Annotated in this window: 7 protein-coding genes; 6 read left to right on the top strand and 1 reads right to left on the bottom strand. The window is 66.1% G+C overall.

The window, feature by feature from the left end; all coding sequences use genetic code 11:
• Nucleotides 1-47: 47 nt before the first annotated feature.
• Entirely contained in the window at nt 48-1,505 is a 1,458-nt protein-coding gene (locus tag Q1K33_RS06170) for an aldehyde dehydrogenase (RefSeq protein WP_300401791.1), read from the top strand.
• Nucleotides 1,506-1,514: 9 nt separating this feature from the next.
• Here the strand turns inward: Q1K33_RS06170 and Q1K33_RS06165 are convergent, their stop codons facing one another.
• Entirely contained in the window at nt 1,515-2,390 is an 876-nt protein-coding gene (locus Q1K33_RS06165; RefSeq protein WP_300401788.1) for a sulfotransferase domain-containing protein, read from the bottom strand.
• Between the two features lie 161 nt (nt 2,391-2,551).
• On the opposite strand from Q1K33_RS06165, the gene Q1K33_RS06160 reads away from it, so the two are divergent.
• The 5 genes from Q1K33_RS06160 to Q1K33_RS06140 all read left to right on the top strand — a co-directional run bounded on the left by Q1K33_RS06160 (nt 2,552) and on the right by Q1K33_RS06140 (nt 12,256).
• Nucleotides 2,552-4,195, top strand: a complete 1,644-nt coding sequence (locus Q1K33_RS06160) for a succinic semialdehyde dehydrogenase (RefSeq protein ID WP_300401786.1) — start codon at nt 2,552-2,554, stop codon at nt 4,193-4,195.
• Nucleotides 4,195-5,931, top strand: a complete 1,737-nt coding sequence (locus Q1K33_RS06155; RefSeq protein ID WP_300401784.1) for a GMC family oxidoreductase — start codon at nt 4,195-4,197, stop codon at nt 5,929-5,931. Before Q1K33_RS06160 ends, Q1K33_RS06155 begins: the two co-directional genes overlap by 1 nt.
• A gap of 364 nt (nt 5,932-6,295) precedes the next feature.
• Nucleotides 6,296-7,888, top strand: a complete 1,593-nt coding sequence (guaA, locus tag Q1K33_RS06150) for a glutamine-hydrolyzing GMP synthase (protein WP_300401782.1) — start codon at nt 6,296-6,298, stop codon at nt 7,886-7,888.
• Between the two features lie 277 nt (nt 7,889-8,165).
• On the top strand, nt 8,166-8,972 hold the full coding sequence (locus Q1K33_RS06145; protein WP_300401779.1) for a hypothetical protein: 807 nt from the start codon (nt 8,166-8,168) through the stop codon (nt 8,970-8,972).
• Nucleotides 8,969-12,256 (top strand): DEAD/DEAH box helicase, encoded by a 3,288-nt coding sequence (locus tag Q1K33_RS06140; RefSeq protein WP_300401775.1) that lies wholly within the window; start codon nt 8,969-8,971, stop codon nt 12,254-12,256. Before Q1K33_RS06145 ends, Q1K33_RS06140 begins: the two co-directional genes overlap by 4 nt.
• Nucleotides 12,257-12,749: the final 493 nt, after the last annotated feature.

Below are 12,749 nucleotides of genomic sequence, written 5' to 3'. Positions count from 1 at the left end.
CGAGCCTCGAAACCCCGCGATCCGACCGACAACCTCCAGGAGACACCATGAGCCTCGACCGCGACACCCTCTTCATCGGCGGCGGCTGGGTCGCCCCGGCCTCATCCGAGACCATCCAGGTCATCTCTCCCCACTCCGAGGAGCTGGTGGCGACGGTGCCCGACACGACGCCGGCTGACATCGACGCCGCCGTCGCGGCTGCGCGCGACGCGTTCGACCACGGTCCGTGGCCGCGGATGACGCCTGCCGAACGGATCGACGTCGTGGCGGCGTTCAGCGGCCTGTACGCAGGCTCGCTGGCCGAGATGGCCGACGTCATCACCGCCGAGATGGGCTCGCCCACGTCGTTCGCCAACCTCGCTCAGACCCCGGCCCCCTGGATGCAGATCGAGGCGTTCCTCGGCATCGCGCGCGAGTACCCCTGGGAGGAGATCCGCGACGGTGCCCTCGGGTCGCCGGTCATGGTGCGCCGTGAGCCGGTGGGTGTCGTAGCCGCGATCCCGCCGTGGAACGTCCCCCAGTTCACGATCATGTCCAAGGTGATCCCGGCCCTGCTCGCCGGCTGCACGGTCGTGGTCAAGCCCGCCCCCGAGACGCCGCTGGACGGCTACCTGATGGCCGAGCTCCTGGTGGAGGCCGGCGTGCCCGAGGGGGTCGTCAACATCGTCGCCGGTGGTCGCGAGGTCGGCGAGCACCTCGTGGCGCACCCGGGCATCGACAAGGTGGCCTTCACCGGCTCGACGGCCGCGGGCCGCAAGATCGCCGCCGTGTGCGGCGAGCAGCTCAAGCGCGTCTCGCTCGAGCTCGGCGGCAAGTCGGCGGCGATCGTGCTGGACGACGCGGACCTGACGACCGCGATCGAGGGCCTCAAGTTCACCGCCCTGATGAACTCGGGGCAGGCCTGTGTGGCCCAGACCCGGATCCTCGCCTCGCGCGCCAACTACACCAACGTCGTCGACGCCCTCGCCGAGGCCGTGAGCGTCATGCAGGTCGGTGACCCGATGGACCCGGCCACCGAGATCGGGCCGATGGTCGCCCAGCGCCAGCAGGAGCGCGTCGAGAAGTACATCGCCCTCGGCCAGGAGGAGGGGGCGCGCGTGGTGATCGGCGGCAACGGGATGCCCGAGGGTCTCGACCGCGGGTGGTACGTGCGTCCGACCATCTTCGCCGACGTCGACAACGGCATGCGGATCGCGCAGGAGGAGATCTTCGGGCCGGTCCTGTCGGTGATCGCCTACGACGACGTCGACGACGCCGTGCGGATCGCCAACGACTCCGACTACGGCCTCGCCGGGACGGTGTGGACAGCGGATCGCGAGGCGGGCCTGGACGTGGCCCGTCGGGTCCGGGCCGGTACCTACGGCGTCAACACCTACACGATGGACTTCGCGGCCCCCTTCGGCGGCTTCAAGGCCTCCGGGCTCGGACGCGAGTTCGGGCCCGAGGGCCTGGGGCAGTACACCGAGCTGAAGTCGATCTACCTGGAGAACCCTCCGACGCAGTGACGGGAGGGCTCAGAGTCGCCAGCCGAGCCGACGTCCGAGGTGCTTCTCGAGGCCGACCACGTCCTCGGCGAGCGCCTCGGCGAGGAACGCTCGGGCGGCGGGGTCCATGTCGTCGTACGTGCGCGAGTTGAGCTGCTCGAGCCGCCCGGTCGCGCTGGCCGGTGCGGTGAGCCCGACGTGGCGCCGTACGGCGTCGACCGCCGCGGCGGGGTCGCGCTGGAGGTCGTCGGTGGTCAGGACGAGCAGCGACTCGGCCGGGAAGTGCTCCTCCCAGCGCAGGACCTGCTCGAGGTAGCGGCCTCGTCGCACGTAGGAGAACTGCTCGACCTCGCGCTCTCGGACCGAGCCGTGCTCCAGCCGCGCCCACGCGGCGTCGGTGCGCCACGCCTCGAGCTCGAGCGCGCGCACGAAGTCGGGCTCGGTCTCGTGGCCGAGGGATCGGGAGTGCTGGAAGTGGGAGTAGGCGCGGTCGATCGGGTGGCGCAGGACGGCGACGAGTCGTACGTCGGGCATGGTCGCGGCGACGCGCTCGGGCACGCGGGGGTGGAGCAGGTAGTACGGCGAGGACTCGCCGCAGACGCTCCCCGGACGTGCGATCGGGAAGCTCGACCGGTACCAGGCCTCGCCACGGGCGTGGTGGTGGTCGAAGAAGTGGACCTCCTTCTCGACCCCGCGCCGGATGTCCGCGGATGCGGTCAGCCACGAGTGGAGCGAGGTGGTCCCCGACTTCATCGCGCCGATGATCAGGAAGTCGGGGAGGGCCCGTCGGTTGCTCGACGACCGGCGCAGCGCCCGGACGGCCGAACGGGCCGCCGGCGCGCCGGGACGGTCCCTGCCCGTCGGTCGCGGACGGAGGGTGGCGCCCGTGCTGGGCAGGCTGAGCATGAGGGGACGTTACGAGTCGTCGCTGAACGATCGGTGAACTGGTGGGGCCGGTTGGTTGCCGGGCCGCCGCCCGGAGGGTTGACAGTGGTGACAGTTGTGTAAAGCGCCACATGATCTACCAATGGGTAGCAACGGAGACTCCCGTCACATACTCTCGGTATATGAGTGTCCCCGAGAACCCGCCGAACGTCCCTGCTGCCGGCGGTTCGGGCAGACCGCTCGTCGAGGGGCCGGCTGACCCCGAGCACGACCCGACCGCCTCCTACGCGCTGGAGCCGGAGTACGTCGAGCGCCTCACCTCGCGGCTGCTCGCGACCTCGGGGCGCACGGTGCGAGTGGAGACGCCGCTGACGGGGGCGCCGCTGGCGCACATCCCGCAGTCGACCGACGGCGACGTGGAGGAGGCGTTCGTCCGGGCCCGTCGCGCCCAGGCGATCTGGGCGCGCACCTCGCTCGACGAGCGGGCGGCGATGCTGCTGCGGCTGCACGACCTCGTGCTGGAGCGCCAGGACGAGATCATCGACCTGACCGTGTGGGAGTCGGGCAAGGCCCGCAAGCACGCCTTCGACGAGCCGCTGCACATCGCGCTGACGGCTCGCTACTACGCCCGCACCGCTCACCAGCACCTCGACACCCAGCGCAAGATCGGCGTCGTGCCGGCGCTGACCCGGGTCGAGGTCAACCGGGTGCCCAAGGGCGTCGTCGGGATCATCTCCCCGTGGAACTACCCCTTCACGATGGCGCTGTGCGACGGGCTCCCCGCCCTCCTCGCCGGCAACGCCGTGGTGACCAAGCCCGACTCGCAGACGATGCTGACCGCGCTCCTGGGAGCCCGGCTGCTCGACGAGGCCGGCTTCCCGAAGGACCTGTGGCAGGTCGTGGCCGGACCCGGCTCGCAGGTCGGTACGTCGATCGTGACCCGCGCCGACTACGTCTGCTTCACCGGCTCCACCGCGACCGGCAAGATCATCGCCCGCCAGTGCGCCGAGCGCCTGATCGGCTGCTCGCTGGAGCTCGGCGGCAAGAACCCGCTGCTGGTGCTGCGTGACGCCGACCTGGAGAAGGCGGCCGAGGGCGCCGTACGAGCCTCCTTCTCCAACGCCGGCCAGCTGTGCGTCTCGATGGAGCGGATGTTCGTCGCGGACCAGGTCTACGACCGGTTCGTGGAGCGCTTCGTCTCGCGCACGAAGGCGATGACGCTGGGCGCCAGCATGGAGTGGGGCAACGACATGGGCTCGCTCATCTCCCAGGCCCAGCTCGACACCGTGGTCGCCCACGTCGACGACGCCGTCGCCAAGGGGGCGCGGGTCCTCGCGGGGGGCCGCGCTCGTCCGGACCTCGGCCCCTACTTCTACGAGCCCACCATCCTCGAGGGCGTCACACCCGACATGACCTGCTTCGGGCACGAGACGTTCGGCCCGGTGATCGCGCTGTACCGCTTCCACGACGAGGCCGACGCGATCGCGCGGGCCAACGAGGGGGAGTACGGCCTCAACGGCTCGATCTACAGCCAGGACGGTGATCGCGCCCGCGCCATCGCCCGAGAGATCCGCTGCGGGACCGTCAACGTCAACGAGGCCTTCGGCGCCACGTTCGCCAGCATCGACTCGCCGATGGGCGGGATGCGGGAGTCCGGGATGGGGCGGCGCCAGGGCAGCGAGGGCGTGCACCGCTACACCGAGTCGCAGTCGGTCGGCACCCAGCGACTGATCCGCTTCGCGCCGATGCTCGGCATGTCCGACGAGACCTATGCCAAGGTGATGACCGCCAACCTGAAGTTCATGAAGAAGCTGGGGAGAGCCTGATGACCGAGGCCGCACGCACGCAGCAGTCCGACTTCGACGTCCTGGTGATCGGGTCCGGCTTCGGCGGATCCGTCTCGGCGCTGCGCCTGACCGAGAAGGGCTACAAGGTGGGCGTGCTCGAGGCCGGCCCACGTTTCGAGGACGCCGACTTCGCCTCCGGCACCTTCGACCTGAAGCGCTACCTGTGGGCGCCCGCCATCGGGTGCTACGGCATCCAGCGCATCGATGCCGTGCGCGACACGATGATCGTGGCGGGAGCCGGTGTGGGTGGCGGATCGCTGGTCTACGCCAACACGCTCTACGAGCCGCTCGACGCGTTCTACCGCGACCCGCAGTGGTCGGGGATCACGGACTGGAAGGACGAGCTGGCGCCGTACTACGACCAGGCCAAGCGGATGCTCGGCGTCGTGGAGAACCCCGTCCGGACGCCGGCCGACGACGTGATGGAGAAGGTCGCGAGCGACATGGGGGCCGGCGACACCTTCCACCCGACTCCCGTGGGGGTCTTTTTCGGCGGTCCCGAGCAGGGGCCCGGGACCAAGGCCGACGACCCGTACTTCGGCGGCGAGGGTCCTGAGCGCAACGCCTGCATCAACTGCGGCGAGTGCATGTCCGGCTGCCGGCACAACGCGAAGAACACGCTGGTCAAGAACTACCTCTACCTCGCGGAGAAGAGGGGCGCCACGGTCCTGCCGCTGACCACGGTCACCCGCGTCGTGCCGCGTCGTCTCGGTGGCTACGAGATCCACGTGAAGTACACCAAGGCGAAGCGGCGGACCAAGGCGTCGACGCGGGTCATCACCGCCGACCAGGTCGTCTTCGCGGCCGCGTCGCTGGGCACCCAGAAGCTTCTGCACGCGCTGAAGAACGACGGCGACCTGCCCCGGATCTCCGACCGGCTCGGCTACCTGTCGCGCACCAACTCGGAGTCCATCCTGGGTGCCATCGCCCCGCGCAACGACGCGACGGACTACTCGTACGGCGTGGCGATCACCTCCAGCTGGCACCCCGACGAGAACACCCACATCGAGCCGTGCCGCTACGGCAAGGGCTTCAACACGATGGCGATGATGCAGACGGTGCTGACCGACGGGGACGGAGACGCTCCCCGGTGGGCCACCTGGCTCAAGGCGATGTGGACCGAGAGGAAGAACCTCTTCGAGCTCTACGACCTCAAGCACTGGTCGGAGCGCACCGTGATCGCCCTGGTGATGCAGAGCCTCGACAACTCGATCACGACGTACAGCAAGAAGAACCCGCTCACGGGCAGGTGGCGGATGACGTCGCGCCAGGGTCACGGTGCGCCCAACCCGACCTGGATCCCGGTGGCCAACGAGGCGGTGCGCAAGATCGCCGGTGTGCTCGGCGGCACGCCCGGCGGCAACGTGGGAGAGCCGTTCAACATGCCGCTCACCGCGCACTTCATCGGTGGGTGCGCCATCGGCACGAGTCCCGAGACCGGTGTCGTGGACCCCTATCAGCGGGTCTTCAACTACCCCGGCCTGCACGTCGCCGACGGGTCGGCGATCTCGGCCAACCTGGGGGTCAACCCGTCGTTGACGATCACCGCTCAGGCTGAGCGCGCGATGGCGCTGTGGCCCAACAAGGGCGAGGCCGACGCGCGGCCGGCGCTCGGCGCCGACTACGAGCGGATCGAGCCCACGGCACCGGTCTCCCCGGCGGTCCCCTCGCATGCCCCGGGTGCCCTGCACCTGCCGATCGTGGGGGTCTCGTGACGCTGGTCTAGACCTCTGAGAAAGTTTTCGGCCCGGAGCCGTAACCCGAGTGGCGGCCCTTCGTTGAGCCCACGAACTCGGTGATACATGCTCCCTCCCGAAGGGCCGAGTTCACCGTCCGTGCACTGTCCAACATGTGCTGGACGCGCAGGCCCCGCCACCCTCCCTCCCCGGCGGGGCTTGCCGCTTTTTCCGAGCCCGCAACCCGCGAGCTCGCGCGGGTTGCGGAGGCTGCGAGGAGATCGAGTAGCCGCGGCATCCCGCGAGGCACGAGCGGGGAGACGTCCGGCGTATCGAGATCCACGCCCGACGCGCGCGAGGGACGCGATGCCGGGCGGGAGACGATCCTCGATAGCATCACGTCATGACAGCGGCGCCTCCTGTGGCAGAGCATGACCTGGTCCTCGTCGTCGACTTCGGGGCGCAGTACGCGCAACTAATCGCGCGTCGCGTACGGGAGGCCAAGGTCTACTCCGAGATCGTCCCGCACCACCTGCCGGTGGCCGAGATGCTCGCCCGCAAGCCGAAGGCGATCGTCCTGTCGGGCGGTCCCTCGTCGGTCTACGAGGAGGGCGCGCCGGCCATCGATCCGGCCATCTTCGAGGCCGGAGTGCCGGTCTTCGGCATGTGCTACGGCTTCCAGCTGATGGCCCTCGGGCTGGGCGGCGAGGTCTCGGCGACCGGGGCGCGGGAGTACGGCCGCACCCCGGTGACGGTGACCGCCGAGGGCACCCTGCTGTCGGGGATCCCCGAGGCGCACTCGGTCTGGATGTCGCACGGCGACTCCGTCACCGCGGCGCCGCAGGGGTTCGCCGTACTGGCCTCCACGACCGTCACCCCGGTGGCCGCCTTCGAGGACGTCGAGCGCGGCATGGCCGGGGTGCAGTGGCATCCCGAGGTGATGCACACCGAGCACGGCCAGCAGGTGCTGGAGCACTTCCTGCACGACATCGCCGGCTGCCGCCCGACCTGGACGATGGTCAACATCGCCGAGGAGCAGATCGAGGCGATCCGGGCGCAGATCGGCGACCGCGGCAAGGCGATCTGCGGCCTGTCCGGTGGCGTCGACTCCGCCGTGGCCGCGGCGATCGTGCAGCGGGCCATCGGCGACCGGCTGACCTGCGTGTACGTCGACCACGGGCTGATGCGCAAGGGCGAGACCGAGCAGGTCGAGCGCGACTTCGTGGCTGCCACGGGAGTCGACCTCAAGGTGGTCGACGCCGAGAAGCGCTTCCTCGACGCGCTCGTCGGAGTCAGCGACCCCGAGGAGAAGCGCAAGATCATCGGGCGCGAGTTCATCCGCGTCTTCGAGGCCGCCGAGGCCGAGGTCCTCGCCGACGCCGTGACCGGCGCAGACGGTGACAAGGTCGCCTTCCTGGTCCAGGGCACGCTCTACCCGGACGTCGTCGAGTCCGGCGGGGGAGCGGGGGCCTCCAACATCAAGTCGCACCACAACGTCGGGGGACTGCCCGACGACCTCGAGTTCGAGCTCGTCGAGCCGTTGCGCACGCTGTTCAAGGACGAGGTGCGGACGGTCGGCGAGCAGCTCGGCCTACCCGCCGAGATCGTGCACCGACAGCCGTTCCCCGGGCCGGGCCTGGGCATCCGGATCATCGGCGAGGTCACCCGCGACCGCCTCGACATCCTGCGCGAGGCCGACGCCATCGCCCGCGAGGAGCTCACCAAGGCGGGACTCGACCGTGACATCTGGCAGATGCCGGTGGTCCTGCTCGCCGACGTCCGCTCCGTCGGCGTCCAGGGCGACGGCCGCACCTACGGCCACCCCGTCGTGCTGCGACCGGTGACGTCCGAGGACGCGATGACCGCCGACTGGGCGCGGCTGCCCTACGAGCTGATGGAGCGGATCTCCACTCGCATCACCAACGAGGTGCGCGAGATCAACCGGGTCACGGTCGACATCACGTCGAAGCCGCCCGGGACGATCGAGTGGGAGTGAGCCGCTTGGGTCTGACCTGCGGAAACGCGCAATTCGGCGTCCCTGCGGGGAACGATACTCGACGGAACTTGATTGGAAGTGAGCCGGAGGCGTTCCACGCAAGAGAAGGTCCTAGAGCGGGTCTCATGAGGCCGAGCTGGCGCATGCGGCGACCTGCTGAGATGACCGGAGTGGGTGGTTGAGCTAGGTACATTAGGACCAGCGGGATCCGTTCGTGGTTTTGACCTGAAATTGTCGGTGCCGGCGACTAGCCTCCACTCAGCGCACCCCTGGCGCGATGGCGTACTACGGAGGATTTGTGCCTGGTCAGATCTGCTACCAGTTGACTGGCCACGCGGTGCCTGCGATTGGGCACACAGTCACAGAGGACGACGCATCGGCTCTGTCGGAGCCAGTCAAAGCCATTTTGAGCGATACGGCTGGGATTCAGGAGGCGCAGGAAGCCCTTCAGGATCTCATAAAGACGGACTTCAACCTCTCAGTGCTGGAAGCTGTTTTGGCCCCTCAGGAGTCCTACGAGGAGTGGCGTGTCGGCGAGGCGCTGGCTCAGCATCACCTGACCGCGCAGTACGGCTACGACTTTCCTTGGCCAGACAGCCGATCAGCCCGGAACCCCAATAGCAGCAGTGGGGGAGTCGACCTCATCGGGTTCACGACCGCCCAAGGCGCAGCGGCACGCTTCGTGTTGAGTGAAGTGAAGACTAGTCACCAGCAGGCTTGGCCGCCTTCAATCGCGACGAGCAGGTCGCACGGCCTTCGTGAACAGGTGACAGGGCTTCTGGGAGCCGATGACCGAAGTAAGTGGGCAATCCGGTACATGACCATGAACTCCCTTGGGAAGTCTTGGCACTCGGATTTCAGAGAAGCCATGTCCACCTACCTCGCCGAACCGCAGAAGGTCGTAGTGGTTGGCGTGCTGGTACACGTCGCAAAGCCGGACGTCAAAGACCTACAAGCCAACGCGAAGGCGCTCTCGAAAGTGTGTGACCCTGACACAGTGATGCAGTTGGTTGGTTTGTATCCCGCGTCCGGCGTGCTCCCGCTCATCGTCGGTAGCGCCGTCGTCGTGGAGACGGCAGCATGACTGTCAGCGCAGAGGCACTGGCTTCACTCGATGAGCATTGGGCCCTGAGCGCCATCGGTGCCGAGCGCGTTGCGGCGGCCCACCTGCAGGCAAATCGACTCTATGTACGGTCCACCCTTCGCGGCCTGCGCTCGGTGAGTGTTGAAGCTCCTGGGGCAAAAGACTTGATCGAGCGAGTTGCTTTCGCCTACGAGGTCGTCGCCAGCGAAGGGATCGAGGAACTCGTAAAGGCACCGGGCAATCGCGCCGAACCTTCCTCGCGCATCGCGGAGGCTGCTGCCTACCGCGCATTTGAGCTACTGCGGGCGCTCCCCCTTGTCGAGCGTGGAGAACCTGAAGACATTGTCCGTCACGTCCTTCGGCTTGCCTCGCTGGCGTACTGCTCGGACCGGTGGGCAGAGTTTCAGGGCTGGCTTCGAGATCGGGATGTGGAACCAGAACTTCTGGAGGGTTCGGGAGGTGCGTGGGACCAGCGAGTTCTGCGAGACCTGGGTCAGGTTTGGATCCGACTCTTGCGCAAGAACGGTTGGGAAGACCTACGAGAGGTCGCGCCGATCGTTGCCCGTCTCCGAAGTGACCAGGAAGAGCGGGAGGAGGAACTCTTCAGCGCGCAAGAGCATGGTGCTGCTGTTGCAGCTACCGGTTGGCGGTTGGTCGCGCTCTACCATTGGGCGCGCCTGAGTGAGCTTGTCGCGACCTACCTGATGCAGGGTGAACCCGCTGACATCCAGATCGAAGTTGACTTCCACTTTGACCGTGCAATCGCGGCAGCAAGTGAGTCGGGGGACCCGGCGTTTTCAGTAATTTTGCGCTGGCAACGCGTCATGGTGCAGCGAATGGTGGCGGGCTCGCTGTGGGCCGTTACGCGCATTGGGCCCGAGATCAGGACTGTCGTCGAAACGATCAGTCGGACTCGATCTATGTTTGAGATGCTGCCGCCGCAGCGGATCGCAATTCAGGAACAGGGTCTGCTAGACCCTGCGAGTGCAGCCGTTGTTGTCGACCTCCCGACGAGTGCTGGCAAGACGCTGCTGGCTGAGTTCAAAATAGTGCAGGCACTCAATCAATTTCAGCAGGCGAAGGGCTGGGTTGCTTACGTTGCGCCGACGCGGGCCCTGGTAGCGCAAGTTGCTCGGAGGTTGCGTAGCGATCTTTCGCCATCGGGGCTGAAGGTGGAAGAACTTACCGCAGCCGTTGAGATCGATGGGATCGAGGCATCACTGATCGCGGATTCGGATTCACCGTTCGACATTCTGGTTGCGACCCCGGAAAAACTGAACTTGGTGATCCGGGCAAATGTCATAGACCGGCCGCTCGCCCTGGTCGTCCTTGACGAGGCTCATAACATCGAGGACCGCGAGCGAGGCGTGCGGATTGAACTCCTCTTGGCGACCATCAAGCGCGATTGTCGTGATGCAAACTTCCTACTGATGATGCCCTTCGTACCCAATGGTGAGGAGTTGGCGCGGTGGCTGGCACCTCAATCTGGGAAAAGCATCAGCCTCGCGACGGTCCCCTGGCAGCCGAATGACCGATTGATCGGCCTTGTCTCCGTCGGTGTGCCGCCAGAGGGAAGAGGTCGCAACTGGAGTTTGTCGTTTGAGTCGTTGATGACTAGTTCGGCGTCAATCCAGGTGGACGATAAGTATGTTCTTGGCAATGGGCCGGTCTTCGATGAGACGTTTTCCCATATGAAGAACAACCTAGGCCTGATGGCTGGTGCCGCCTCCGTTTCTCTCTCGGAGCGCGGGACCGCAATTGTGGTCTGCTCCACGGTAAATAGTGTATGGACAATCGCGGAACGGATCGCAGAAACGCTCGCGGATGCAGATGCGGATGACGACATCGAACTGGCGCGACGGTACTTAGAGACGGAGGTGAGTCCGGACTACGCCTTGATTGCGCTTTTGCTCAAGAGGGTCGGGGTGCATCATGCGGGGCTGTCGGATGAGACTCGCGCGCTCATGGAGTGGCTCGCGGAGAAAGGGAAGTTGCGCGTGCTAGTCGCGACGACCGGTCTCTCACAAGGGTTAAATTTTCCAGTGTCTTCCATTTTGTTGGCGAGCCGACACCTCCAAGCTACTGGCTACTCGAGAGAAATGACCGCTCGCGAGTTTTGGAACTTGGCAGGTCGGGCTGGACGAGTTGATCAGGACAGTATTGGCGTCGTTGGTATCTCATGCGGTCCAGGCAGCCGGGCCGACATCATTAAATTTGTTAGCGGCCAGACTGGAGCGCTGGTTTCCAGGCTCGTGACGCTCTTGAACGAGTTGGAGGAATCAGGTCGCTTGATTGATCTTGAGCGGTCGATGTTTGGGGATCAGTGGGCTGACTTTCGTAGCTACGTCGCGCACTTGTTTGCTCAGAAGCAGAGTCTCGACGCAGTGTTGGCTGAGACCGAGTTGCTCCTACGCGGGACCTTTGGCTACTCAGTGTTGGCCGAAGCCACGCCGAAGGACCGCGAGAAGAGTCTTCGGCTCCTCGAAGCCACACGCGCGTACGCTCAGGAGCTAGGTCAACGCGTGGAGACGGCAACGCTAGCTGACAGCACGGGGTTCACTCCTGAAGGAATCCGGTCGGCTATGGCTGGATTGCGAGATGTTGATTTGCTGAACGCGAGCAGTTGGCGCCCCGAGAGCCTTTTTAGCGGCGCAGAAGGCAGCGCCCTTCCTGACCTGATGAAAGTGATGCTCTTGGTCCCTCAGATCAGGGACAGCATCGAAGCGCTGGCTGGGAGCGGCCCCGGTATAGGCGATCAAGCCGCCAAACTGGCTGCTGACTGGGTCGGCGGGGCCTCAATGCGCGAGATCGCGACGAAGTACTTCTTGCATGAAAAGACGTCTGCTACGGACGCGCTGACGGCTGCCACGCGGGCGATCTATCGGAACCTGACCATGGCTGGTACGTGGGGCCTCAGCGCCCTTTCGCGGCTTCCGGGGAGCGGGATCGACTACGCGAATCTTCCGGAGGGCGAACTGCGCCAGATCAACTTACTTGGGGCCATGTTGTATCACGGTGTCGATACTGAAGCAGGCGTACTCATGCGGATGACTTCCGTCCCTCGATCCGTCGCGAAGTCAATCGGGAGTGAGTTTTCGGATGGCCGTGACGAGGTCCAGATGAGACCGGCAGCGGCCAGGACGTACTTGGGTAGCCTCAAGGCTTCAGATTGGCAGAGACATGTTCCGCAGGGCGCGAGCATGGACGGTGCAGACTATGAACGACTTTGGCGGATCTTGTCGGGGGAAGCTGCACCGAACGTCGCTACGGGATCCGGTTCCTGACCTGCAAGCAGTGCAATTGCTCGATGGTGCGTGCACTGCCGGATCCGATCGTCGCACCACGCCTTCGCCGGGGTCGACGTCATCCCGGTGACAGCCGGATCTCTTCGGGCCTGTGGTTCCCCTTCCATGAGTCCGTGCTGCCGCTCTGCTGCGCGCGGTCATCGGGGGTCCTGTGTTGTAGCAAGGATTGGCATCTGATCTAGGCGCGTTTGAACCTCAGCGGACACGCTCGGGTCTGCTGTGACGCATAGCCCTGGTTGGTACCGGTAGTCCACGTAGTTGGTACCGCGGATCTGGGTAGGTGGTACTGGTCCGGTTGTCTCTCGATCAGACGGGGGCGCATCGAGTGCTGCCGCGTGATTTGGAGAGGCAGCTGGTGTTGGCCAACTACCGCAAGATCCTGGAGCTCGTGCTCGCAGGTCATAGCTACAGCGCGATTGAGGTGTGTCTGAGTTAATTCGGCATCGGGGCGGATCAATTCCCAGCATCGGAC

The sequence above is a fragment of the Nocardioides sp. genome (assembly GCF_029937575.1).
Taxonomy (GTDB): Bacteria; Actinomycetota; Actinomycetes; order Propionibacteriales; family Nocardioidaceae; genus Nocardioides.
The sequence above is the reverse complement of the archived record's forward strand: the minus strand, read 5'-3'. Positions and strand labels throughout refer to the sequence as shown.

Bases quoted from the DNA above. Each gene is read 5' to 3' on its own strand.
- Q1K33_RS06170 (WP_300401791.1), top strand. From the start codon at position 48: ATGAGCCTCGACCGCGACACCCTCTTCATCGGCGGCGGCTGGGTCGCC.
- Q1K33_RS06165 (WP_300401788.1), bottom strand. From the start codon at position 2,390: ATGCTCAGCCTGCCCAGCACGGGCGCCACCCTCCGTCCGCGACCGACG.
- Q1K33_RS06160 (WP_300401786.1), top strand. From the start codon at position 2,552: ATGAGTGTCCCCGAGAACCCGCCGAACGTCCCTGCTGCCGGCGGTTCG.
- Q1K33_RS06155 (WP_300401784.1), top strand. From the start codon at position 4,195: ATGACCGAGGCCGCACGCACGCAGCAGTCCGACTTCGACGTCCTGGTG.
- guaA (WP_300401782.1), top strand. From the start codon at position 6,296: ATGACAGCGGCGCCTCCTGTGGCAGAGCATGACCTGGTCCTCGTCGTC.
- Q1K33_RS06145 (WP_300401779.1), top strand. From the start codon at position 8,166: ATGGCGTACTACGGAGGATTTGTGCCTGGTCAGATCTGCTACCAGTTG.
- Q1K33_RS06140 (WP_300401775.1), top strand. From the start codon at position 8,969: ATGACTGTCAGCGCAGAGGCACTGGCTTCACTCGATGAGCATTGGGCC.